Below are 21,687 nucleotides of genomic sequence, written 5' to 3'. Positions count from 1 at the left end.
ATCGTGCCAAACCGGCTATGCCGGTGCAACACGTGCGTCAGCGCGGCGAGATCAGCTTGGCGATCGGCTTGCGCAGCGTCACGCCGACGACGATGACGATCAGTCCGAGTGCGCCGAAGATCGGCTCGCGCGTGATCATGCCGGCGGCGGTAAAAACGAGGCCGGCAATGATGCCGCTCATCGCCACGCGGCTCGCCGTGATGTCGAGTGTGGTCTTCTGGTCGGTCATCTTGGCCTCGTGAAAGGGTGCGGTGCAGAGCATTCCGGCCGAATTCCTGCATGGAGTCTCGGGCCGTCCGGGGGCAGTCTATGTCACGCTGCGTCGCCCACGCCACGCTTTCCCGACGGGGGCGGAGCGCCTATGGTGACGCCGGCGCGGCATCCAGACAGGCTCATAGGCCAGTCCGAGGTCGAGCGCCAATTCAACCTTGTGGAAAAATCGCCGCGGCGCCTGTCGCCGGCCGGCGCGAGGACTAGTGTCTGGGCATGGCCCTGCATCTCATCAAGCTCTGTGTCGGCGTCGAGACGCTCGAGGAACTGACCGGCTGGATCGCCGACGACATCGCCCGTCAGCGTGGGCTGGGCATCGAGCCCGAGGACACGCACACCACGCGCATGATGCCGAAGCGGATCCCCGAGATCCTCGATGGCGGCTCGCTCTATTGGGTCATCAAGGGCCAGGTCCAGGCGCGGCAGCGCATTCTCGACCTGCAGGCGGTCACCGGATCCGACAATATCCAGCGCTGCCGGATCGTGTTCGATCCCGAGGTGGTGCCGACCGAATGGCAGCCGAAGCGGCCGTTCCAGGGCTGGCGCTACCTGCTGCCGAAGGACGCGCCGCGCGATCTTGCCGCGATCGGCGGCAGCGCCGGCGACGAATTGCCGGCGGCGCTGAAGGCCGAACTCGCCGAGCTCGGCCTTCTCTGAGAAGCCCCGTTAGACCGCGATGTTGTCGATGAGGCGGGTCTTGCCGAGCCAGGCGGCCGCCAGCATCCGGCGCGGCTCGTTCGCCGGATCGGTGAGCTCCGCCAGCGTCTCGGCATTGCGCAGCACCAGATAGTCGACGCGGAAGCCGGCTGCATCCAGCGCGGCGCGGCCCTCGGCCAAGGCCGGCTCGACGGTGCCGCCGGCGCGGATCGCCTCGGCCGTTTCGCGCATCACACGTGCAATCGTCGTCGCCAGCCGGCGTTCCTCGGCCGAGAGATAGGCGTTGCGGGAGGAGAGGGCGAGACCATCCGCCTCGCGCACGGTCGGCAGGCCGACGATCTCGGTCGGCAGGCGCAGGTCCCGCGCCAGTCGGCGCACCACCATCAGCTGCTGGTAATCCTTCTCGCCGAAGACGGCGATGTCAGGCATGACCGCGATCAGCAGCTTGCCGACGACGGTGGCGACGCCGGTGAAGAAATGCGGCCGGAAATCCGTCTCCAGCCCCAGCGCCGGGCCGACCATCGAGATCGTCGTGGCAAAACCTTCCGGATACATCTCGGCCGCGTTCGGCGCGAAGATCGCCTCGACGCCGAGCGCGGCGAGCTTCTCGACGTCGCTCGCCTCGGTGCGCGGATAGGAGCCGAAATCCTCCTTTGGTCCAAACTGCGTCGGATTGACGAAGATCGAGACGACGACGCGGTCGGCGCGCTCACGCGCTGCGCGGACGAGATCGAGATGGCCCTCGTGCAGGGCGCCCATGGTGGGCACCAGCGCGATGCGCAGCCCCTCGCGCCGCCAGGCGGCAAGCGCGGCGCGGAGATCGTCGACGGTGCGGTGGATGGCGGGGCTGGCAGGCGTCGGGCTAGCAGGCATGGCATGTCCTCGTTTCGCGGCGCACGGCGCTCCCGGCCTGCGTCGGGGCAGGGGCGGTCCGCATCGTGCCGCGACGGTCTAGCAAATCAGGCGGCGGCGGGCCATTGCGGCGGCCGGCGCTTCGCCCCAATAGAGAGAGCGGCCGCAAGGAATCGGCCGGTTGGGAGCGACGATGGGTCTGATAATTCCGTTTCTGGGCGTGATCGGCGTGGCGATCGGCATCGCCTTCCTGTTCGGGGGCGACCGGGGCGCCGAGGCGCTCGGCCGCGCGGCGCGGCGCGGCCTGTCGGGCGCGCTGATCTCGATGGGCGCCGCCACGCTCCTGACCGGGCGGCTCGGCCTCGGCATTCCGCTTCTGGCGATCGGCCTCTGGATGCTGAAGCCGAAGATCCTGGAAACGCGGCCCTGGGACACCTCGCCCTGGATCGCCGACGGAAAGGTTCTGCGCGGACGGTTTGCCGGGCGGGCGCTCGATACGCTCGACCGGACGGAGTTGGCCGCGCTCTACGGCCAGATCGCGGCGAGGCCCCGAGACCGGGCCCTATTCGAAGCTTATCTCGACCGCCGTATTCCCGGCTGGCGTGAACACGTCGAGGGTGATCCGGCAGGCCGGGCGCGTGGCGCGCCGCGCACGGGCGCCATGACACATGAGCAGGCCTACGAGATCCTTGGCCTTTCGGCCGGCGCTTCCGAGGCCGAAATCAGAGCGGCCTACCGACGGCTGATGAAGCGCGTCCACCCCGACCAGGGAGGATCGACGTTCTTGGCCGCCCAGATCAACGAGGCGAAGGAAAGACTCCTCGGCGGACATCGCTAGCTCCTGAACGCGGGTACAAGGGAGGAGGGCGAAATTCTCATCAGGGGCCAGCCGTTATTGACGGACGGCAAGGCAGGACACGTCCCGCTTGGTCAGGAAGGCGCAAACGGCGCGGGCCTGATCCTTGTTGTCGAACCCGGCGAAGCGGGCCCGGTAGACGGTGGACTGGCCCTTGGCGACCGGCTCCACGGTGGGGGTGGCGTCAGCCAGCATCTTGCCGGCCTTCGACTTGGCGCGATCGAGCATCTCGCGGGCGCCGTCCTCGCTCGGGGTCGCGGCGATCTGGATCTTCCAGCCATCGGCGATCTCGATTGAAGGCGCGGCCTGCGAGGCGATGCTGCCGGTAAAGCCCTCGGCGTCGCTGTCGGCGGTCGGGGCCGGCTGGACGATCGACGCGGTCTTGACGACCGGGCGGGCGATTTCCTTGCCGCTCGGACCCTGCTGGAAGACCATGCGCGGACCGCGGGCGGCGGCGGGCTCGATCGGCTCCGGAGCATAGGCCTGGACCGAAACCGGCTCCTCGTCGGCCACCTCAGCGGGCGCCGGTGCATGAGCCGGGGCGGCGGCGATGAGGGTCGCGACCGACAGGTTGTTCTTCTTGCTGGCGGTGCGCAGCGGGCGGGCGGTCGGCACCGGGGCCGGGTCAGCCTCCGGAGCGGCGGCGGCGACGGCCACCGGCGCAGCGGGTGCGCGCGCCGGGATCGGAGCCGGTGCGGCGGCGACCTGCGCGGCGGGCGCATCGGCGACCTGGGTATCGGCGTCATCATCGACGTCGACTGCCGGAGCAGCCTTGTTGCTGGCGAAGAGCGAGCGCGACTTGGCCGGGCCGGCATAGGCGACCGGCAGATACTTCTCGAGCAGGCCCGCCATCTGCTTGTCGCGCGCCGCGCCCGAGGTGCCGCCGATGACGGTGGCGACCAGCGCGCGGTTGTTGCGCTTCACCGAAGAGACGAGGTTGTAGCCGGACGCGTTGGTGTAGCCGGTCTTGATGCCGTCGACGCCGTCGACGCGGCCGAGCAGGCGATTGTGGCCCCGGATCTCGCGGCCGTTGTAGACGAAGCTCCGGGTCGCGAAATACTTGTAGTAGCGCGGATAGCGCTCCTGCAGGGCGCGGCCGAGGGTGGCCATGTCGCGCGCCGTCGACCACTGCTCGTTGTTCGGCAGGCCGGAAGCGTTGCGGAATGTGGTGCGGCTCATGCCGATCGAGCGGGCCTGCTGCGTCATGCGCCGCGCGAAGGCGGCCTCCGAGCCGGAGATGTGCTCGGCGATGACCACGGCGGCATCGTTGGCGGAGCGGGTGATGAGGCCGAGCATGGCGTCGCGCACGGCGACGGTCGAGCCCGGCTTGAGGCCGAGCTTGGTCGGCGACTGGCGCGACGCGAACTGCGACACCTTCATGCGGGTGGAGAGCGTCATGCGGCCCGCCTCGAGCTCGCCGAAGAGGACGTAGAGCGTCATCATCTTGGTAAGCGATGCCGGTCGGCGCAGGGCGTCAGGCTCTTTCGAATAGAGAACCTTGCCGGTCTTGGCGTCGACGACGATGGAGGAACTGGGTGCGGCGCTGGCCTGGACGGTGAGGGCCGTCAACGACATGCCGGCAACCAGAAGGCCAGCGAATGCGTTCCGGATCGAGCGGACGCAATGCCGACCGAGGGGGTTCAGGCCCATCAACATTTCGACTGAATACTCCGCGTCTCGCATAACCGGAGCGCGAACTCCGGCAGTGCCCATTCCCAACTGACCGCAAGACCCGCACTTTTTTGAGGCAAGTGCGGAATTCCTTGCCCGGAAGGTTAATGCCGGTGGCCGAAACGGGGCCTCCGACGCTCAGCTTCGCCGCAGGTTTTCAAGCCTGCGCCAAGGAAAATGCCGCACCGCATGGGCTGTGCTGCTCTTCGGTCTGGCTGTGGAAGTTAAGGAAACGCCGTTACGAAACCGTAAAAATTGGCGAAGCGTGAATGTCCTGTTTTGGGGCGGTCCCGCTGCCGACGTCGCGTCGTCGCGATGTCATGCGATTGTGCAGTGCAGCAATTTTGTTGACATTCCGGGCGAACTCCTGGATTTTATGACCCGTAGAGCTGGCTATGGCGCAAAGCTCGTGCGTGGAGGGCAAGTCTGTGATCAATGATTTCGACGGCATGCAGAAGGCGAGCAGGGAAAGCATCGATCTGGCCATGAAGAGTTTCGGCTCGTTCAGCCAGGGCATCCAGGCGATCGCCGTCGAGGCGGCCGACTATTCGAAGAAGAGCTTCGAATCCGGTTCCGCCGCGTTCGAGAAGATCCTGTCGTCGACCAGCATCGAGAAGGTCGTCGAGGCGCAGACCGAATATGTGAAATCCGCCTATGAGGGCTATTTCGGCGAGCTCTCGAAGCTCGGCACGATGATGACCGAGACGACGCGCGACGCCTACAAGCCCTTCGAGGGCCTCTTCGGCAAGTTCCCGAAGTAAGCCGCCCGGCGCATTCGACTTTTTGGAAGCCCGGCCCTCGCGCCGGGCTTTTTGCTGCCTGCGTGCTGAAAGGGCGGTTCGCCCGTCGCCGGCTGCGCGTTATTCCATGTCCTCAGGATTCCATGTCCTCGGGCAGCGTGCCGTAGCGGACGAGCGTGACCGGCTCGCCATAGTCGCCCATTTCCGTGTCTGCCGCGATCTGGAAGGCGATCACGCCCGCGCGGGAGGTCGACAGCTTTTCGGCGCGCATTTTGGCGTTCTCGGCCGATGTGGCGGCAATCGCCGGCTCCGCCTCCAGCTTGCCGCGCTTGTTGAGCCGGAAAGGCTGAACGATGAATTGGGTTGTGACGGCCATGCGCGATCCAGTGAAATACGAATAGGAAGCGCGTGATGACGCCTCTTCGTGTGCATCTTAGTGCAGGCGGAGAGGGATGTCGCCAGAGGCGCATAATCCAACTTCGTATTTTTGGATCGAGACAAAGAATTTTTATTCGGATCGTCAGAAATTTTAGCCGGATATATGAAATCAAACTCATGCTAATATAGCCGAGTATAGAGAGATTCCTCTGGAAAGACTGGATTGGCAATTGGCAAGATTTGAATGGGTACAACCGTCGCTGCTCGGGGCCGCGGTCGGAGCGATCGGAATTGCCGTCATCGGCTTTACCTGGGGTGGCTGGGTGACCGGCGGTACGGCGCAGGCTCGCGCCGAGACGCTTGCCAAATCGCAGATGGTTGCCGCCTTGACGCCGTTTTGCGTGGCGCAGTCGCAGGCGGATCCGCAATTGACGGAGCGGCTCACGGCCCTCAAGGTCGCCTCGAGCTACCAGCGGCGGGAGTTGGTGATCGCCAATGGCTGGGCGACCCTGCCGGGCGCCACGGAGGCAAATCGCGACGTCGCCGACGCCTGCCAGAAAAGCCTGACGAGCTGATCGTCCACCGTTTTTGCTGCGGCTAGACGCTAGGTCTTTCCAATCGGGCAGGGACCTGGCGTCGTGGATCCCGCATGGCTGGTCGCATGAATGCGGCCAGCGTTACCCGCCTGTTCGGGTATTTGGACCGGCATGCCGGATGCCCCGGCAGCGCCCTTCGGATGAGGCCGTGCGCCGGCCTACTTCCATCCTTGCACCGCCTCCCCATATAGAGTTCGACACCCCTCCCGCCTGTTTAGCGCGCGGCGGTGCGGAATGCTCGAAATGAGCGATTGCGCTGCAGCGGGATTATCGGCAGGATTCCGTTTTAGCGACGTACCGATCGAACCAGATGAGCAAAGAAACCCGTCGACCCGATGATGGCGATAGCGATGTCGGCGTCGCCACCAAGACGCGGCCGAAGACAAAGCGGCCGAATTTGTATCGCGTTCTGCTTCTGAACGACGACTACACGCCGATGGAGTTCGTCGTGCATGTGGTCGAGCGGTTCTTCAACAAGAACCGCGAGGAGGCGACGCAGATCATGCTGCATGTGCATCAGCATGGTGTGGGGGAGTGTGGTGTCTTCACCTATGAAGTGGCCGAGACCAAGGTCACCCAGGTGATGGATTTCGCGCGCAAACACCAACATCCGCTGCAATGCGTGATGGAAAGGAAGTGAGGTCCTAACGTGCCGTCATTCTCCCGCAGCCTCGAAAAGGCCCTCCACCAGGCGCTCGCCTTCGCAAACGAGCGTCATCAGGAATACGCGACCCTCGAACATCTCCTGCTCGCGCTGATCGACGATCAGGACGCGGCGGCCGTCATGCGCGCCTGCAATGTCGATCTCGACATGCTGAAGCGCAGCCTGGTCGATTACATCGATACCGAGCTCGCCAATCTGGCGCACGGCCCGGACGAGGATTCCAAGCCGACCGCCGGCTTCCAGCGCGTCATCCAGCGCGCGGTGATCCATGTCCAGTCGTCTGGCCGCGAGGAAGTCACCGGCGCCAACGTGCTCGTCGCCATCTTCGCCGAGCGCGAGAGCCATGCCGCCTACTTCCTGCAGGAGCAGGACATGACCCGCTACGACGCGGTCAACTACATCTCGCACGGCATCGCCAAGCGGGCCGGGATGAGCGAAAGCCGTCCGGTGCGCGGCGTCGACGACGACGCGGCGACGGTCGACAGCCGCGAGGAAAACAAGAAGAAGGCGGATGCGCTCGACGCTTACTGCATCAACCTCAACGACAAGGCGAAGAAGGGCAAGATCGACCCGCTGATCGGCCGCGACATCGAAATCGCGCGGACGATCCAGGTCCTCTGCCGCCGTCAGAAGAACAACCCTCTCTTCGTCGGCGACCCCGGCGTCGGCAAGACGGCGATCGCCGAGGGCCTGGCCAAGCGCATCGTCGAGGGCGACGTTCCCGACGTTCTCGCCGGCTCGACCATCTTCTCGCTCGACATGGGCACGCTGCTCGCAGGCACTCGCTATCGCGGTGACTTCGAGGAGCGGCTGAAGCAGGTCGTCAAGGAGATCGAGGAGTATCCGGGTTCGATCCTGTTCATCGACGAGATCCACACCGTCATCGGTGCGGGCGCGACGTCGGGCGGGGCGATGGATGCGTCTAACCTCCTGAAGCCGGCGCTGGCCGGCGGCTCGATCCGCTGCATCGGCTCGACCACCTACAAGGAATACCGGCAGTTCTTCGAGAAGGACCGGGCGCTCGTCCGGCGCTTCCAGAAGATCGACGTCAACGAGCCGACGATCCCCGACGCGATCGAGATCCTGAAGGGGCTGAAGCCCTATTTCGAGGACTTCCACCGTGTCCGCTACACCAACGAGGCGATCAAGTCGGCGGTCGAGCTGTCGGCCCGCTACATCCATGACCGCAAGCTGCCGGACAAGGCGATCGACGTGATCGACGAGACCGGCGCCTCGCAGATGCTGGTGCCGGAGAACCGCCGCAAGAAGACGATCGGCGTCAAGGAGATCGAGGATACGATCGCCACCATGGCGCGGATCCCGCCCAAGACGGTGTCGAAGGACGACCAGGAAGTGCTGAAGGGCCTCGAGGCGACGCTAAAGCGTGTCGTCTACGGGCAGGACAGCGCCATCGCCCAGGTCACCTCGGCGATCAAGCTGGCCCGCGCGGGCTTGCGCGAACCGGAGAAGCCGATCGGCTCCTACCTGTTCGCCGGACCGACCGGCGTCGGCAAGACCGAAGTCGCGAAGCAGCTGGCCGCCAGCCTCGGCGTCGAGCTGATCCGCTTCGACATGTCGGAATACATGGAGCGCCACACCGTCTCGCGGCTGATCGGCGCCCCTCCCGGCTATGTCGGCTTCGACCAGGGCGGTCTTCTGACCGACGGCGTCGACCAGCATCCGCATTGCGTGCTGCTGCTCGACGAGATCGAGAAGGCGCATCCGGACCTGTTCAACATCCTGTTGCAGGTAATGGATCACGGCAAGCTGACCGACCACAACGGCAAGCAGGTCGATTTCAGGAACGTCATCCTGATCATGACCACCAATGCCGGTGCTGCCGATCTCGCCAAGCCGGCGATCGGCTTCAAGTCGACCGCGCGCGACCCCGACGACCAGGAGGCGATCAACCGCCTGTTCGCGCCGGAGTTCCGCAACCGGCTCGACGCCATCGTCCAGTTCGGCAATCTGCCGATCGAGGTCGTGCACAATGTCGTGCAGAAGTTCGTGCTGCAGCTCGAGGCGCAGCTGGCCGATCGCGGCGTCACCTTCGATCTCTCGCCCGAGGCGATCGACTGGCTGGCGCACAAGGGTTACGACCGCCAGATGGGCGCCCGCCCGCTTGGCCGCGTGATCCAGCAGCACATCAAGCAGCCGCTGGCTGACGAGGTGCTGTTCGGTAAGCTCCGTAAGGGCGGCACCGTCAAGGTGACGGTCGAGACCCGCGAGAACGGCGAGACCGGCCTGCATCTCGAGCCGCTCGAGGACGGTCCTGTGACGCCGAAGCCCGAGCCGGAAGAGCCGAAGGCCAAGGCGAAGCCGCGTCGCAAGGCGGCCGCCACGGCCAAGAAGGTGGTCGCCGAGAAGCCGCCGACCCCGCCGAAGCGCGGCGGCCTGGTGCCGAAGGTGCCGCTGAAGACGGAGTGATCCGTCCGGCCCGAACGAAATGAAAGCGAGGCGCAGGGATGCGCCTCGCTTTTTTTGTGCGCGGAGGTTTCTTAGGGACTGACGGTCGCCGGCAGGTAGGCTTCGGCGCCGATGAGCTTGTCGGGATTGCGCATGCTGTAGATCGCCGTGATCCGCCCGGCCTCGATCTCCAGAGCGACCGCCTGGATCGTGCCGAACAGGTCGAGCGCGACGAAGCCGGGCAGGCCGTTGATGCTGAGTGGCCCCGACCAGACCGGGGTCGGATGGGCTTCCGGCTTCTGGGCGAGGCCGGCGAAGAAGCGGCCGATCTTCTCCGCGCCATAGATGATGTTGAGGGTGGCCGGGCGCTTGCCGCCGCCGTCGCCATGCAGGCGGGCGGCGTCGGCCAGCAGGTCCTTTAGCGCCGTGGCGTCGCCGCTGTTGGTGGCGACGAAGAAGGCGGTGGTGAGCCGCGCCGCTTCCGCCGCGTCGACGTCGAAGCGCTGACGAGTGTCGCCGACATGGGCGCGGGCGCGCGCCAGCAACTGCCGGCAGGCCGCCTCGCTGCGCTCGAGCGCGTCGGCGATCTCCGTGAAGCCGAAATCGAACAATTCATGCAGGATGAAGACGGCGCGCTCCAGCGGCGACAGCCGCTCCAGCGCCAGCATCAGCGCGACCGGCGCGTCGATGCGGTCGTCGACGGCGGGGGCGAGGCCGATCGGCTCGATGACCGGCTCCGGCAGCCATTGGCCGACATAGGTCTCGCGCCGCGCGCGGGCGGATTTCATCGTGTCCAGGCAGAGGCGCGTGACGATCTTGCCGAGCCAGGCGCGCGGGCTCGAAAGCCCGGACGGGGCGGCGTCGTGCCAGCGCAGGAAAGCGTCCTGGACGATGTCCTGGGCATCAGCCAGCGACCCCAGCATGCGATAGGCAAGCCCGGTCAGAAAGCGCCTGTGCTGTTCGAACTCTGCGGTGGACGCGTCGACCATCGAACTCTCTTGGGTGTCGGGACCTCGCCCGGCCCCTCCCGTCGACGAGAGGGGCCGGGCGAGGGCATGTCAAGCCGCCGCGAGGGCGGCCGCCTGCTTGCGATCGTTCGGATGCACGGTGCGGAAGCCGACGGCGAGCCGGTTCCAGCTGTTGATCAGCCCGATCAGAAGCGTCAGCTCGACTTGCTCGGCCGGGGTGAACTCGGCCTTGACGGCCTCGTAGTCGGCATCCGGCGCGCCGGTCTGGGCGAGCAACGTCAGAGCCTCGGTCCAGCCGAGCGCCGCGCGCTCGCGCGGCGTGTAGAGCAGCGACTCGCGCCAGGCGTTGAGCAGGTAGATCCGCTCCTCGGTCTCGCCGCTCTTGCGCGCGTCGGCCGTGTGCATGTGCAGGCAGTTGGCGCAGCCATTGATCTGCGAGGCGCGGATCTTCACCAGCTCCTGCAGGCTGTGTTCGATGCTGGAGGCGGCCAGCTTTCCGCTCAGCTCGATCATCGCCTTGAGGGCTTCCGGCGCGGCGGAATAGGCGTTCAGTCTCTCGTTCATGATGGTCTCCATTCGGCTACGGAGACAAGACGAGACGGCCACGCCGTTTGTGACACGCGGGCCGAAAGAATTATCCGGCCGCGAGCGCGGCGCGCACCCGCTCGGCGTTTTCCGCCAGGATTTCCGGCTTCTCCATCGTGCCGGAATGCGGATGCAGCGGCTCGCCGTCGAAGCGCGGGATGATGTGGACGTGCAGGTGGAACACGGTCTGGCCCGAGGCCGGCTCGTTGAACTGCATCACCGTGACGCCATCGGCGGCGAACGCCGTCTTCGCGGCGCGGGCGAGCTTCTGCACCACCGGGATCAGGCGCGACAGCGTCGCCGGATCGGCGTCGAGCAGGTTGCGCGAGGGCGTGCGCGGCACGACGAGCAGGTGGCCCGGGCCCTGCGGCATGACATCCATGAAGGCGATGGTATCGGCGTCCTCATAGACGCGATGCGACGGGATCTCGCCGCGCAGGATCCGGGCGAAGATGTTGCTGTCGTCGTAGCTGGTCATGGGGATCTCCCGTCGTGAGGATGGCGCATCATGCCCGTTCGGCGACGGGCGACAAGGCCCGAGGCGCCTTGCCGAGATCGATCAGGCCCTGGTCGACCAGGGCGCGGTGGAAGCGGTTCTTCCGCTCCGATGGCGTCGCCATGTAGAGCGCGCCGATTTCGGGGATGAGGCTGGCGCGCGTCGCCGAGACGGCGTCGAGCGGCAGGCCGGATGCCTGCAGCGCCACCGTGCCCAGCATGGCGATGTCGAGCTTCTCCGGCACGCTTCCGACCGGCGGTTCGAAATTCACCGCCTCGATGGCGTAGAACGTCTCGAACAGGCGCGGATCGTCCGGCCGGATGCCGCGGGCTTCCTCGATTGCGCGTGTCATCGTCGGCTGGTGGTCGCCATAGCGCACGATCAGCATGGGACGGCCGGGATAGCGCGCTTTGAGCGCGTCGCGGAACGCCGCATAGCTCTCCGCCGTCTCGGCGAGGCGGGCGTAGTACTCGCCATAGGTCGCGTCGGGAAGGGCTGCGAGCGCGAAGCGCCGCTCGTCCTCGTAGCGACCGGCCGGCACCAGCCGCGTCTCGTGCGGGCCGTGGTTGAAATTGGTCAGCGCCATGACGAAACGCGGTGACGGATCACGATCGATCGAGCGCTCCAGCGCGCCGCGCGTCGCCTCGAAGAACGCGGCGTCGGAATTGTTGATCTCGAAGGCGGTCAAATCGAAGGGCGGCGGGAACTCGTCGGAGAAGACGCGCTCCTCGACGCCGAGGCCGGCATAGAAGGCGTCATAGTTCATGAAGGCGCGCCGGCAGCTCGTCGAAAGCATCGTCCGATAGCCGCGCGCGGCAAGCTCGCCGGGCAGTGAATGCGCGAAGCGGCCGACGCCCTTCTTGAACAGGAAATAGGAATCGGGCCCGAAGCTCGCCGAGGACAGGCCGGTCAGCAGGCTGAATTCCGTCTGCCAGGAGCCGCCGCCATAGATATCGACATGCAGGCGTCCCGAAAGCGCGCCCTTCGGCGTCAGGAACTCGGCGATCTCGGCGTCGACCGGCAGGTCGAACAGGCGCGGGTCGAACACCGATTCATGCTGGATGACGATGATGTCGGGCCGGATATCGGTGCGCGCCGCGAGCGGTGCCGCCAGCGGCAGGGCGGACTCGCCGACGTCGAGCATCCGAAGCCCGCCCGCCGGCCACCAGCTCGCGACGTCGACCAGCGACGCCAGGAAGAAGGAGAAGAACCGCTTCTGCTGGGTGACGTCGGTCCGGTATTGGGCGGCGCCATCTGCCCACCAGGCGGCGTAGAGGGCGGCGGTCGTCAGCGCCAGGCCCAGCAGCCGCTCAGGCCAGGAGAACGGCGCGCCGCGAACCAGCGCCAGCGTCGCGAGGGCGGCGAGGAACAGAAGCACGGCGCCGGCGATCGTCAGCGCGGCGGTGCGCCGGTATTGCCGCAGCATGAAGGGGATGGTGCCGGCAAAGGTCAGCCCCAGATCGGCGACCGCGAGCTTCATGCCGCTATGGTGATGCTTGACCGCCGAGGCGCCGACGATCGTCAGCGCCAGGATCAGCGCCAGCAAAGTGGCGCGCGGCAGGTCGCCGACGATGACGAGAAAGAGCGCGGTCAGGAAGGCGAAGGCGAGTATCGCGAAGAGCGGCTTCGTCGCCTGCCGTTCGCTCGCGAGCACGATGGCCGCGGCCACGCCGCAGAGAAGAATCGCTGTCATGCGAGATCACGTATCAGCTTTGAAGGGCGTGTGCTCGTCGAGGAATTCATGGTCGGCGGCGACCGCTTCGCGCTCGCGCACGAGATAGTCGGCCACAGCCCGCCGGAGCCCGCGATCGGCGATCCAGTGCGCCGAGCGGGTGACGATCGGCCGGTAGCCGCGCGCCAGCTTGTGGTCGCCCTGCGCGCCGGCTTCGACGCGCGGCAGGCGGTGCGCGATCGCCCAGTCTACGGCCTGATGGTAGCAGATCTCGAAATGCAGGAACGGCACATCCTCGGACGCGCCCCAGTAGCGGCCATAGAGCGCGTCGGAGCCGATCAGGTTGAGGGCGCCGGCGATCGGCAGACCGTCGCGCTTGGCGACGATCAGCAGAACGCGGTCGGCCATGCGCTCGCCGAGCAGCGAGAAGAAGCGCCGGTTCAGATAGGGCCGGCCCCATTTGCGCGAGCCGGTATCCATGTAGAAGCCGAAGAAGGCGTCCCAGTCGTCCTCGGTGATGTCGGCGCCGGTCCGATGTTCGACGGTGATGCCGCCGGCCAGCGCCTCGCGCCGCTCGCGCCGGATCCCCTTGCGCTTGCGCGAGGCGAGCGCGTCGAGAAAATCCTCGTAGTCGCGATAGCCCTCGTTGATGAAATGGAACTGCTGGTCGGTGCGGGCGAGGAAGCCGCTGTCGTCGAGAATGTCGGCGTCGATCTGGTCGAGGAAGGTCGCGTGCACCGAGGAACTGCCGAGCTGCCGCGCCAGTTCGATCAGGCCGGCCGCGAGAATCTCCCGCGTCGCGGGCGGCGCGCCGTCGCGCACGAGCAATCGCGGCCCGGTCGCCGGAGTGAATGGCACCGACACCTGCAGCTTTGGGTAATAGTTTCCGCCGGCGCGCTCATAGGCATCGGCCCAGCCCTGGTCGAAGACATATTCGCCCATCGAATGGGGCTTCTGGTAGCAGGGCACGATGCCGGCCGGATGACCGCCGGCGCCCTCCAGCACCAGATGGCGGGCCTGCCAGCCGGTGCGCCCTGTAGCCGAGCCCGATTCCTCGAGGATTTTCAGAAAATCGTAGGAGACGAAGGGGTTATAGGCGGTTCGCTGAGACTTTGATTCAAGCGGGCCGGCTTCGCGTCCTGATTCCGCCTCTCCGTGATAAGCCCTTAGGAAGGTTGAGGGATCGTCGCCGAGCGGCGCGTCGGACGCCCAGCCGGGATTGGCGCAGGCATCCCACTGCTGGCGTTCGATTTCCGTGAGGGAGGAAAGGACGGTGAGACGCGCATCGGGGGCAGCGGTCATGAGGGAGGGCGCTCTCGCTTGCAGATTGCACCCCAGCATCTAAGGCGAAACGTGACAAGCGCAAGTCGGGACGAGGGAAACGGGTGCGTTTCGTTGCGGCTGGGCGTGTTCACCTCTCCCTGAGGAGGACTTTGCAGAACATCACCCTCATCATGCTGAGGAGGCCCGCAGGGCCGTCTCGAAGCACGCAAAGCGGTCGTGCCATCGACCAGCTGCGCCGCGACTGTGCGTCCTTCGAGGCCCGAGCTGCGCTCGAGCACCTCAGGATGATGGAGGTCGAGCGCGGCATGACGGCTGGATAGGCTTGCGCAAAGTCACCCTCAGGCAAAGGTGAAGAGCCGTGTTCCGTGCGCTCCCTGCGCAGAAACACAAGCGCCGTCATTCCTGCGAAAGCAGGAATCCATCTCTCCGCCGCGCCGAACGTAGACGTCTGGCAACCCGGCGGAAATGGATCCCGGCTCGGAGGCCGGGATGACGGCGAGCGTGGGGGGACGGCCGGGGATTTTTCGAGCGCCCGGCGGGTGAGAGGCTGCGGCCTCGCCGGCCAGTCTCCGTCATTCCTGCGAAAGCAGGAATCCATGCCTCCGCCGCACGGATCTTGGGCGTCTGGCAACCCGGCGGAAGTGGATCCCGGCTCGGAGGCCGAGATGACGGCGAGCGTGGGGGACGGCCGGAGATCCATCGAGGGACCGGCGGGCGAGGGCTTACGGCCTCGCCGGCCAGTCTCCGTCATTCCTGCGAAATCAGGATGACGCTCACACCTGATCCGGATCGAACCCTTCGAACGTGATCTGATCGGTAAAGAGCTTCGCCTTCGCCGCCTGTTCGCGGGTGCGGACGGTCCAGGTGATCAGCGCCAGGCCGTGGGCGCGGACCTTCGATGGGGCGAAGGAGGGCAGGCCGTTCAGATCGTAGGAGACGAAGCTGGCGCCGACCTGTGGGACGGCCGAGAGGTTGCGCAGGGCGAAGCGGGCGCGCGGCGGCAGGAAGCCCCATTCCTCGAGGTCGGTGTAGCGGTCGGCGACAATGCCGCGCGGCACCTCCGGCAGCAGCCACTGCATGACGGCCATCGAATCCGGGTCGAACGACATGACGGCGGCCGGCCCGGCATAGGCGGCGAGGATTGGCGCGACGGCGGCTTCCAGGCGGCGGTTGCCGTTCCAGTTGCTCTTCAGCTCGATCACCAGCGGAACCTTGCCGGCGACGGTCTCGAGCAGCTCGGAAAGCGTCGGCACGACGTCGCTGCCTTGTTTGAACGGTGTCGCCTTCAGCTCGGTGAGCGTCATGCGGTCGACGCGGCCGCTCGCCTGCAGCAGGCGATCGACCGTGTCGTCGTGGAAGACCACGACCTCGCCGTCGGCGGTCAGCTGCAGATCGACCTCGATCGCGAAATTGTGGTCGATCGCGGCGCGGACGGCCGAGAGCGTGTTCTCCACCCGGCCGCTCGCCGGATCGTGATAGGCGCGGTGCGCGATCGGGCGGGCGGTCAGCCAGGCGGGGGCGGTCGAGGTCTTTGCGGTCATTTTCGCTCAGGCGATTTCGAGGATGGCTTCGACTTCGACGCCGACGCCGAAGGGAAGGGCGGCGACGCCGACGGCGGAGCGGGCATGGCGGCCCTTCTCGCCGAGCACTTCGACCATCAGGTCGGAGGCGCCGTTGACGACCTTGGGCTGCTCGCCGAAGGTCGGGTCCGAATTGACGAAGCCGACGAGCTTGACGACGCGCACGATGCGGTCGAGATCGCCAAGCGCCGCCTTGGCCTGGGCCAGGATGTTGAGGGCGCAGAGGCGCGCGGCGGCCTGGCCCTCGGCGACGCCGAGCTCGACGCCGAGCTTGCCGACATATTCGACGCCGTTCGGGCCGACCGGGATCTGGCCGGAGATGTAGAGATGGCCCTGGCTCACGAGGAAGGGGACGTAGTTCGCGGCCGGCGCGCTGGCGGCGGGCAGCACGATTCCGAGGGCCTCGAGGCGGCTGTCGATCTGGCTCGTCATGCAGGATCTCCAAATGCAGGAATGCGGAAGGTCTCCGGTTTCGCCCGAAAGCGGGAGCGCCGCAAGCGGTCGTTGAAACCTGGACTTGCAGGGGCGAAAAGCGGCTCGTAGACCTTTTGACGTTTTGCTGGTTGAAATGCGTCTTATGTCAGCCCTATGTCGGCTTGACGACGATGGGAGCCAGAATGAAGTCCGTATCCATCCATGCAGGTCGCAGCCGGCTCGCCAGCATGCTGAAGATGTCCGCGCTCCTCGGTGCCGGTTGGCTCGCCATGGCCGGTTCGGCCTCGGCCATCTCCGCGGCGCCGGCGCTGGTGATGGCGCCGCATGAAGCCGTCTATGATCTGAGCCTCGACGCCGGCGGCAAGTCCGACACGATCAGCGATGCCGAAGGCCGCATGGTCTATCATTTCTGGGGCTCGCGCTGCGACGGCTACAACACCAAGCTCCGCTTCGTCACCCGCATCAGCGACAGCGACGGCAATGCGCGGCTGACCGACGTCGCCACCTCGACCTTCGAGGATTCCGACGGCAAGAGCTTTTCCTTCGCCACCAAGAGCTATGTCGACGGCACGCTCGCCGAGGATTCGACCGGCTCGGCCGAGCGCGAGAACGGCAAGCTGCATGTGACGATGGCGAAGCCGAAGTCGCGCCGCTTCGACATCAGCCCGAACTTCCAGTTCCCGAACCAGCATTTGAGCACGATCATCGACGCCGCCATCCGCGGCGAGCGTTTCGTCCAGGTCGACCTGTTCGACGGCTCGGAGAAGGGCGAGAAGCCCTACACGACCGCCGCCGTCATCGGCGCGACGAACACCGGCGCCGACAATCTGGGTGACGAGGCGACGGCCAAGGCCGCCGGCATCGCCAATGTCCGGCACTGGCCGGTCACGCTCAGCTATTTCGACGAGAACGCGACCGGCGAGCAGAAGCCCTCCTACGAGCTGTCCTTCATCGTCTACGAGAACGGCGTGACGCGGCGGATGCGGCTCGACTATGGCGATTTCGCGCTGACGGGGAAGCTTGTCCGGCTCGACATGGCGCCGGTCAAGGTCGCCGCCAAGCGCTGCCCCTGAGGCACGGCTCTCAGGCGCGGACGAGCACCGCGGCCACGGCGTTGTCCAATTGGTCGAAATGGCTGATGACGACGTCGGGCCCGAGCTCGCTGACCGGCACCGGCGTATAACCGAAATCGACCGCGACGACGGGAATGCCGGCGGCCTTCGCGGTGTCGATGTCCGTCTTCGAATCGCCGATCATCACGGCCTGGCGCGGATCGCCCCCGGCCTTGCGGATCGTCTCGTTGAGCGCCAGCGGATCGGGCTTGCGCGCCGCGAAGGTATCGGCGCCGCAGATCGCCGCGAAGCGCTCCGAGAGCCCGAGCGCGTCGAGCAGCAGCATCGACAGGCCCTCCAGCTTGTTGGTGCAGACGGCGAGCAGATAGCCCTCGGCGGCGAAACGGTCGAGCGCCGCCACCACGCCGTCGAATGGACGGCTGGTGTCGGCGATATGCGCCGCATAATAGGCGATGTAGGTGTCGAACAGCCGGTCGATGGTGGCGGCGTCGCGGGTGACGCCGTTGGCGGCGAGACCGCGCTCGATCAGCACGCGGGCGCCGTGCCCAACCATCGAGCGGGCGTCCTCGTAGGGGACGGCGACGAGGCCTTCCTGTTCCAGCACGACGTTGAGCGTCGCGACGAGATCGGTGGCGGTGTCGACGAGCGTGCCGTCGAGGTCGAAGACGAGAATGGGGCGCATGGGCGAGGGGATTCCATCGAAGGGTAACGGAAGGCTAACAAGTCGGGCCGTTTCGCGAAAGGCGGGAGGATGTCGCGGGGACGTTGGCGGCGGCGTTGGCCCATGCTAACAAGCCGCGCCGGACCGGCGTCGATTTCACAACTTGAAGTGTCTGATGATCACCAGCGATGAACTGAAGAAGCAGGCGGCGCTCGCCGCGCTCGAGAAGGTCGAACCCGGCATGAAGCTCGGTCTCGGCTCCGGGTCTACCGCCAATCACTTCATTCGTGGCCTTGGCGCGCTTGTGCGCGACGGGCTTTCGGTCGTCGGCGTTCCCTCGTCCGAGCGTACCGCCGCGCTGGCGCGGGAAGTTGGTGTGCCGCTGACGACGCTGGAGGAGACGCCGCGCCTCGATTTGACCATCGACGGCGCCGATGAACTCGACAGCCGCCTGCGCCTGATCAAGGGCGGCGGCGGCGCTTTGCTGAGGGAAAAGATCGTCGCGGCGGCGTCCGGCCAGATGATCGTCATCGCCGACGGCACCAAGCTCGTCGAGACGCTCGGCGCCTTTCCGCTGCCGATCGAAGTCAACCATTTCGGTATCGGCGCCACGATCGCCGCGATCGCCGTTGCGGCCGTCCGGCTCGATCAGCCGGTCACGCTCACGCGGCGGCTGACGGCGGAGGGAACCCCCTTCGTAACCGATGGCGGGCACGCTATCATCGATGCATCTTTTGGCCGTATTCGCGATCCAGAAGCCTTGAGTCTTGCCCTTGTGGCGATTCCGGGGGTCGTGGAGCACGGGCTCTTCATCGGACTTGCATCCGCCGCCGTCATCGCTCGCCCGGAAGGCATCAGCTGGTTGGTGGCTTAACATCATTTCGCCCATCGGGAGTTTCTCCATGATCTTCATCCGTAAAACCATCGGCGCCGCCGTGCTGGCCGCCGGCCTTGCCATGGGCTCGGCCGGTATCGCCCAGGCGCAGGAAGTGACCGATGCGCATGTCGCGGCGGCGCTGGATGCCGTCCACGCCGCCAAGACCTCGCGCGGTTTCGACAATCTGCTGCCGCTCCTGTCGCAGCAGACGCAGAACCGGCTGATCCGCATGCGCCCCGACCAGCACCAGGCGATCGCCGAGGTCGTCGATGCGCAGGCACTCGAGCTCGTCGCCCGCCGCAAGGACCTCGACAACGACGTCGCCCGCATCTGGGCCAAGCACTTCACCGAAGACGAGCTGAAGGCGATCGCCGAGTTCTACAAGAGCCCGGCCGGCGCCAAGCTCGCCGAGATCGGCCCGAAGGTCGTCGGCGAGACGCTGCAGTCGGTGAAGGGCTGGTCGGACCGCGTCGGCGAGGAGCTGTTCGAGAAGTCCCGCGAAGGGCTGAAGAAGAAGGGCATCGACTTCTAATTTCATGAGCCAGTTCGACGTCGATCTCTTCATCATCGGTGCGGGTTCCGGCGGCGTGCGCGCCGGCCGCATCGCGGCGGGCTATGGCGCCCGCGTGCTGGTCGCGGAGGAATACCGCGTCGGCGGTACCTGCGTGATCCGCGGCTGCGTGCCGAAAAAGCTGTTCGTCTACGCGTCCCGCTTCGCCGAGGAATTCGAGGATTCTGTCGGCTTTGGCTGGGCTCCGGGGGAGGCGACCTTCGATTGGTCGCGCCTCGTGGCGGCCAAGGACAAGGAGATCGATCGGCTCAACGGCATCTACATCCGCAATCTCGAGCGCTCCGGCGCCCAGATCGTGCAGAGCCGCGCCGAGATCGTCGATCCGCACACCGTGCGGCTCGTGGCCGAGGACCGGCTCATCCGGGCGAAGACCATCCTCGTCGCGACCGGCGGCGCGCCGTTCATCACGCCGGACCTGCCGGGCCGCGAGCTGGCGATCTCCTCCAACGAGGCCTTCCATCTGAAGCGCCTTCCGAAGAAGATCGTCGTTGTCGGCGGCGGTTATATCGCGGTCGAGTTCGCCGGCATCTTCAACGGGCTCGGCGTGGAGACGACGCTGATCCATCGCGGCGACGGGCTGTTGCGCGGCTTCGATGCCGATGTGCGGCGGACGCTCCGTGAGGAGATCGAGAAGAAGGGCATTCGTGTCCTGCTGAACGAGACGCTGGCTTCGATCGAGAAGAGCGACGACGGCCTGATCGCCCGGACGAGCGGTGGCGAAGCGCTCGACTGCGGAGAGGTGATGATCGCGACCGGCCGGCGGCCTAACACCAGCGGGCTCGGTCTCGAGAACGCCGGCGTGGCGCTCGATGGCGCCGGCGCCGTGGTGGTCGATGCCTATTCGCAGTCCAACGTCCCTTCGATCTATGCCGTCGGCGACGTCACCAACCGCATCAACCTGACGCCGGTTGCAATCCGCGAGGGCCATGCCTTCGCTGATACCGTCTTCGGCGGCAAGCGCATCTCGGTCGACCATCTCGGCGTGCCGAAGGCGGTGTTCTCGCAGCCGGAGATCGGCACGGTCGGTCTGACCGAGGAAGAGGCGCTGGCGGAGTTCGCTGCGGTTGACGTCTACCAGACCAACTTCCGCCCGATGAAGCACACGCTTTCCGGTCGCGACGAGCGCACGCTGATGAAGCTGCTCGTCGATGCGGACAGCGACCGCGTCATCGGCTGCCATATCCTCGGCCCCGACGCCGGCGAGATGATCCAGATCGTTGCGATCGCGTTGAAGATGCGGGCGACCAAGGCCGATTTCGACGCGACCATGGCGCTGCATCCGACCGCCGCCGAAGAACTCGTCACCATGCGCGAGCCCACCACGCGGCATCGTCGCAACGCCTGAGGCGTTCCTGCCTTCGCGAATTCGAAGGCAAGAACCGGAGTGTCCGGGATCCCTGCATCGGATAGCCGATGCGCGGATCGCCGGGACGAGGTGCGGATGAGATACGAGGTCGAGCCCGGCGCGGGCATCAGGCTGGCCATGCCACTGGAAGCGGGCTTCCGGCCGGAATATGCGCTCGCCTATCACGGCCGCGATCCGCTCAGCGTCAGCGAGCGGGTCGAAGGTCAGGGGATCGCCAAGACGATCCTCGTCGACGGCCGCGCCCATCGGCTCGAAATCGACCTTTCGGAGGCCGATCGGCCAACCGATCCCGTCGCTCGTGTGCGGGTCGACCATGACGGCATCCCGCCGGAGCGCGTCGAGGCGATCGCCGCCCGCATGCTCGGCCTCGCCAGTGATCCCCTGGGCTTTGAAGCCCTGATCGCGTCTCGCGCCGATCGCGCGTGTATTCTCGGGTCGCGCAGCGGGTTGCGCATTCCGTTGACCGCCGACATCTGGGACGCGGTCTGCTGGGCGGTGATCGGCCAGCAGATCAACCTGACCTTCGCCGCCGCCCTGCGCCGGGCCCTGATCGAACGCGCGGGTCCGCTGCACGCGGAAAGCGGCATGCGGGCCCATCCCGATCCGGAGCGCGTCGCGGCGCTGGAGGTCGAGGATCTGACGGCGCTGCGCTTCTCGCGCTCGAAGGCGAGCTATCTGATCGGCGTGGCGCGCCTCGTGAGCGAAGGGGCGCTGTCGCTGGAGGATCTGGCGAAGGGGACGGCGACCGACGCGGAGGCGGCGCTGGTCGCCGTGCGCGGCATCGGCACCTGGACGGCGCGCTACATCATGCTGCGCGGCTTCGGCTTTCCCGACATGGCGCCGATCGGCGATTCGGGGCTGGCGACGGCGCTGCAGCGCCTGCTGGCGCTTCCCGAGCGGCCGGACACCAAATTGCAGGAGGCTTCGATGCAGGCCTTCGCCCCGCATCGAAGCCTCGCAACGGCCCATCTATGGGCCGGTCTCGCGGACGCCTAGAGCCTTCCATCGTTTCATGGAAACGACGAAAGG

At 66.5% G+C, this 21,687-nt stretch carries 24 protein-coding genes; 12 read left to right on the top strand and 12 right to left on the bottom strand.

What is annotated here, in order from left to right; translation table 11 throughout:
* Positions 1 to 37 precede the first annotated feature (37 nt).
* Positions 38 to 229: a hypothetical protein gene (locus tag K32_RS13355; RefSeq protein ID WP_201400013.1), complete on the bottom strand. Its 192-nt coding sequence runs from the start codon at positions 227 to 229 to the stop codon at positions 38 to 40.
* Between the two features lie 257 nt (positions 230 to 486).
* Between K32_RS13355 and K32_RS13350 the strand changes: the two genes are divergently transcribed.
* Positions 487 to 927 carry a DUF1489 family protein gene (locus K32_RS13350; RefSeq protein ID WP_201400012.1) on the top strand — a complete coding sequence of 147 codons (441 nt, stop codon included), beginning with the start codon at positions 487 to 489 and terminating at the stop codon, positions 925 to 927.
* A 9-nt stretch (positions 928 to 936) separates the two neighbouring features.
* On the opposite strand, the gene panC is transcribed toward K32_RS13350, so the two are convergent.
* Positions 937 to 1,800, bottom strand: a complete 864-nt coding sequence (gene panC, locus K32_RS13345; RefSeq protein ID WP_201400011.1) for a pantoate--beta-alanine ligase — start codon at positions 1,798 to 1,800, stop codon at positions 937 to 939.
* A gap of 172 nt (positions 1,801 to 1,972) precedes the next feature.
* Here panC and K32_RS25055 point away from each other — a divergent pair, with 172 nt between their 5' ends.
* Positions 1,973 to 2,617, top strand: a complete 645-nt coding sequence (locus K32_RS25055) for a DnaJ domain-containing protein (protein WP_305798435.1) — start codon at positions 1,973 to 1,975, stop codon at positions 2,615 to 2,617.
* 54 nt (positions 2,618 to 2,671) lie between these two features.
* Here the strand turns inward: K32_RS25055 and K32_RS13335 are convergent, their stop codons facing one another.
* Positions 2,672 to 4,210: a D-alanyl-D-alanine carboxypeptidase gene (locus K32_RS13335; RefSeq protein WP_244669492.1), complete on the bottom strand. Its 1,539-nt coding sequence runs from the start codon at positions 4,208 to 4,210 to the stop codon at positions 2,672 to 2,674.
* Positions 4,211 to 4,413: 203 nt separating this feature from the next.
* Between K32_RS13335 and K32_RS13330 the strand changes: the two genes are divergently transcribed.
* The gene (locus K32_RS13330; protein WP_201400009.1) at positions 4,414 to 4,575 is read left to right on the top strand and encodes a hypothetical protein; all 162 of its coding nucleotides are present in this window, start codon (positions 4,414 to 4,416) and stop codon (positions 4,573 to 4,575) included.
* 126 nt (positions 4,576 to 4,701) lie between these two features.
* On the top strand, positions 4,702 to 5,067 hold the full coding sequence (locus K32_RS13325; RefSeq protein WP_305798434.1) for a phasin family protein: 366 nt from the start codon (positions 4,702 to 4,704) through the stop codon (positions 5,065 to 5,067).
* A gap of 112 nt (positions 5,068 to 5,179) precedes the next feature.
* On the opposite strand, the gene K32_RS13320 is transcribed toward K32_RS13325, so the two are convergent.
* Positions 5,180 to 5,422, bottom strand: coding sequence for a hypothetical protein (locus tag K32_RS13320; RefSeq protein WP_201400008.1), 243 nt, complete (start codon positions 5,420 to 5,422; stop codon positions 5,180 to 5,182).
* A 232-nt stretch (positions 5,423 to 5,654) separates the two neighbouring features.
* Between K32_RS13320 and K32_RS13315 the strand changes: the two genes are divergently transcribed.
* From K32_RS13315 to clpA, 3 genes are all read left to right on the top strand, one after another.
* Positions 5,655 to 5,999, top strand: a complete 345-nt coding sequence (locus tag K32_RS13315; RefSeq protein ID WP_201400007.1) for a hypothetical protein — start codon at positions 5,655 to 5,657, stop codon at positions 5,997 to 5,999.
* A 331-nt stretch (positions 6,000 to 6,330) separates the two neighbouring features.
* On the top strand, positions 6,331 to 6,660 hold the full coding sequence (gene clpS / locus K32_RS13310; protein ID WP_201400006.1) for an ATP-dependent Clp protease adapter ClpS: 330 nt from the start codon (positions 6,331 to 6,333) through the stop codon (positions 6,658 to 6,660).
* 9 nt (positions 6,661 to 6,669) lie between these two features.
* Positions 6,670 to 9,111, top strand: a complete 2,442-nt coding sequence (clpA, locus tag K32_RS13305) for an ATP-dependent Clp protease ATP-binding subunit ClpA (protein ID WP_201400005.1) — start codon at positions 6,670 to 6,672, stop codon at positions 9,109 to 9,111.
* A gap of 71 nt (positions 9,112 to 9,182) precedes the next feature.
* Here the strand turns inward: clpA and K32_RS13300 are convergent, their stop codons facing one another.
* From K32_RS13300 to K32_RS13270, 7 genes are all read right to left on the bottom strand, one after another.
* Complete coding sequence (locus tag K32_RS13300) at positions 9,183 to 10,079, bottom strand: sigma-70 family RNA polymerase sigma factor (protein WP_201400004.1); 897 nt, start codon at positions 10,077 to 10,079, stop codon at positions 9,183 to 9,185.
* Positions 10,080 to 10,148: 69 nt separating this feature from the next.
* Complete coding sequence (locus tag K32_RS13295; RefSeq protein ID WP_201400003.1) at positions 10,149 to 10,622, bottom strand: carboxymuconolactone decarboxylase family protein; 474 nt, start codon at positions 10,620 to 10,622, stop codon at positions 10,149 to 10,151.
* Positions 10,623 to 10,692: 70 nt separating this feature from the next.
* On the bottom strand, positions 10,693 to 11,121 hold the full coding sequence (locus K32_RS13290) for an HIT family protein (protein ID WP_371812673.1): 429 nt from the start codon (positions 11,119 to 11,121) through the stop codon (positions 10,693 to 10,695).
* 28 nt (positions 11,122 to 11,149) lie between these two features.
* Entirely contained in the window at positions 11,150 to 12,832 is a 1,683-nt protein-coding gene (locus tag K32_RS13285; RefSeq protein ID WP_201400002.1) for an LTA synthase family protein, read from the bottom strand.
* A 6-nt stretch (positions 12,833 to 12,838) separates the two neighbouring features.
* Positions 12,839 to 14,113 carry a GNAT family N-acetyltransferase gene (locus K32_RS13280; RefSeq protein WP_201400001.1) on the bottom strand — a complete coding sequence of 425 codons (1,275 nt, stop codon included), beginning with the start codon at positions 14,111 to 14,113 and terminating at the stop codon, positions 12,839 to 12,841.
* 755 nt (positions 14,114 to 14,868) lie between these two features.
* Positions 14,869 to 15,636 (bottom strand): glycerophosphodiester phosphodiesterase family protein, encoded by a 768-nt coding sequence (locus K32_RS13275; protein WP_201400000.1) that lies wholly within the window; start codon positions 15,634 to 15,636, stop codon positions 14,869 to 14,871.
* 6 nt (positions 15,637 to 15,642) lie between these two features.
* Positions 15,643 to 16,107 (bottom strand): RidA family protein, encoded by a 465-nt coding sequence (locus K32_RS13270; protein ID WP_201399999.1) that lies wholly within the window; start codon positions 16,105 to 16,107, stop codon positions 15,643 to 15,645.
* Between the two features lie 185 nt (positions 16,108 to 16,292).
* Here K32_RS13270 and K32_RS13265 point away from each other — a divergent pair, with 185 nt between their 5' ends.
* The gene (locus tag K32_RS13265; RefSeq protein ID WP_201399998.1) at positions 16,293 to 17,183 is read left to right on the top strand and encodes a cell envelope integrity EipB family protein; all 891 of its coding nucleotides are present in this window, start codon (positions 16,293 to 16,295) and stop codon (positions 17,181 to 17,183) included.
* A 10-nt stretch (positions 17,184 to 17,193) separates the two neighbouring features.
* Here K32_RS13265 and gph read toward each other — a convergent pair whose 3' ends face one another.
* Complete coding sequence (gph, locus tag K32_RS13260; protein ID WP_201399997.1) at positions 17,194 to 17,865, bottom strand: phosphoglycolate phosphatase; 672 nt, start codon at positions 17,863 to 17,865, stop codon at positions 17,194 to 17,196.
* Positions 17,866 to 18,019: 154 nt separating this feature from the next.
* Between gph and rpiA the strand changes: the two genes are divergently transcribed.
* The 4 genes from rpiA (at position 18,020) to K32_RS13240 (ending at position 21,654) form a co-directional block, all read left to right on the top strand.
* A complete protein-coding gene (gene rpiA / locus K32_RS13255; protein ID WP_201399996.1) occupies positions 18,020 to 18,718 on the top strand; it encodes a ribose-5-phosphate isomerase RpiA in 699 nt (232 codons plus the stop codon).
* 28 nt (positions 18,719 to 18,746) lie between these two features.
* On the top strand, positions 18,747 to 19,253 hold the full coding sequence (locus tag K32_RS13250) for a DUF2059 domain-containing protein (protein ID WP_201399995.1): 507 nt from the start codon (positions 18,747 to 18,749) through the stop codon (positions 19,251 to 19,253).
* Between the two features lie 4 nt (positions 19,254 to 19,257).
* Positions 19,258 to 20,637 (top strand): glutathione-disulfide reductase, encoded by a 1,380-nt coding sequence (gene gor / locus K32_RS13245; protein ID WP_201399994.1) that lies wholly within the window; start codon positions 19,258 to 19,260, stop codon positions 20,635 to 20,637.
* Positions 20,638 to 20,733: 96 nt separating this feature from the next.
* Positions 20,734 to 21,654 (top strand): DNA-3-methyladenine glycosylase, encoded by a 921-nt coding sequence (locus tag K32_RS13240; RefSeq protein ID WP_201399993.1) that lies wholly within the window; start codon positions 20,734 to 20,736, stop codon positions 21,652 to 21,654.
* The last annotated feature ends 33 nt before the right edge of the window (positions 21,655 to 21,687 follow it).

Origin of the sequence: Kaistia sp. 32K (assembly GCF_016629525.1) — a bacterium.
Lineage (GTDB): Bacteria > Pseudomonadota > Alphaproteobacteria > Rhizobiales > Kaistiaceae > Kaistia.
This window is presented reverse-complemented; position numbering and strand designations above follow the sequence as displayed.

What these genes read in the sequence shown, in the direction of transcription:
- K32_RS13355 (WP_201400013.1), bottom strand. Translation starts at nt 229, where the DNA reads ATGACCGACCAGAAGACCACACTCGACATCACGGCGAGCCGCGTGGCG.
- K32_RS13350 (WP_201400012.1), top strand. Translation starts at nt 487, where the DNA reads ATGGCCCTGCATCTCATCAAGCTCTGTGTCGGCGTCGAGACGCTCGAG.
- panC (WP_201400011.1), bottom strand. Translation starts at nt 1,800, where the DNA reads ATGCCTGCTAGCCCGACGCCTGCCAGCCCCGCCATCCACCGCACCGTC.
- K32_RS25055 (WP_305798435.1), top strand. Translation starts at nt 1,973, where the DNA reads ATGGGTCTGATAATTCCGTTTCTGGGCGTGATCGGCGTGGCGATCGGC.
- K32_RS13335 (WP_244669492.1), bottom strand. Translation starts at nt 4,210, where the DNA reads ATGTCGTTGACGGCCCTCACCGTCCAGGCCAGCGCCGCACCCAGTTCC.
- K32_RS13330 (WP_201400009.1), top strand. Translation starts at nt 4,414, where the DNA reads ATGCCGGTGGCCGAAACGGGGCCTCCGACGCTCAGCTTCGCCGCAGGT.
- K32_RS13325 (WP_305798434.1), top strand. Translation starts at nt 4,702, where the DNA reads ATGGCGCAAAGCTCGTGCGTGGAGGGCAAGTCTGTGATCAATGATTTC.
- K32_RS13320 (WP_201400008.1), bottom strand. Translation starts at nt 5,422, where the DNA reads ATGGCCGTCACAACCCAATTCATCGTTCAGCCTTTCCGGCTCAACAAG.
- clpS (WP_201400006.1), top strand. Translation starts at nt 6,331, where the DNA reads ATGAGCAAAGAAACCCGTCGACCCGATGATGGCGATAGCGATGTCGGC.
- K32_RS13300 (WP_201400004.1), bottom strand. Translation starts at nt 10,079, where the DNA reads ATGGTCGACGCGTCCACCGCAGAGTTCGAACAGCACAGGCGCTTTCTG.
- K32_RS13295 (WP_201400003.1), bottom strand. Translation starts at nt 10,622, where the DNA reads ATGAACGAGAGACTGAACGCCTATTCCGCCGCGCCGGAAGCCCTCAAG.
- K32_RS13290 (WP_371812673.1), bottom strand. Translation starts at nt 11,121, where the DNA reads ATGACCAGCTACGACGACAGCAACATCTTCGCCCGGATCCTGCGCGGC.
- K32_RS13285 (WP_201400002.1), bottom strand. Translation starts at nt 12,832, where the DNA reads ATGACAGCGATTCTTCTCTGCGGCGTGGCCGCGGCCATCGTGCTCGCG.
- K32_RS13280 (WP_201400001.1), bottom strand. Translation starts at nt 14,113, where the DNA reads ATGACCGCTGCCCCCGATGCGCGTCTCACCGTCCTTTCCTCCCTCACG.
- K32_RS13275 (WP_201400000.1), bottom strand. Translation starts at nt 15,636, where the DNA reads ATGACCGCAAAGACCTCGACCGCCCCCGCCTGGCTGACCGCCCGCCCG.
- K32_RS13270 (WP_201399999.1), bottom strand. Translation starts at nt 16,107, where the DNA reads ATGACGAGCCAGATCGACAGCCGCCTCGAGGCCCTCGGAATCGTGCTG.
- K32_RS13265 (WP_201399998.1), top strand. Translation starts at nt 16,293, where the DNA reads ATGAAGTCCGTATCCATCCATGCAGGTCGCAGCCGGCTCGCCAGCATG.
- gph (WP_201399997.1), bottom strand. Translation starts at nt 17,865, where the DNA reads ATGCGCCCCATTCTCGTCTTCGACCTCGACGGCACGCTCGTCGACACC.
- rpiA (WP_201399996.1), top strand. Translation starts at nt 18,020, where the DNA reads ATGATCACCAGCGATGAACTGAAGAAGCAGGCGGCGCTCGCCGCGCTC.
- K32_RS13250 (WP_201399995.1), top strand. Translation starts at nt 18,747, where the DNA reads ATGATCTTCATCCGTAAAACCATCGGCGCCGCCGTGCTGGCCGCCGGC.
- gor (WP_201399994.1), top strand. Translation starts at nt 19,258, where the DNA reads ATGAGCCAGTTCGACGTCGATCTCTTCATCATCGGTGCGGGTTCCGGC.
- K32_RS13240 (WP_201399993.1), top strand. Translation starts at nt 20,734, where the DNA reads ATGAGATACGAGGTCGAGCCCGGCGCGGGCATCAGGCTGGCCATGCCA.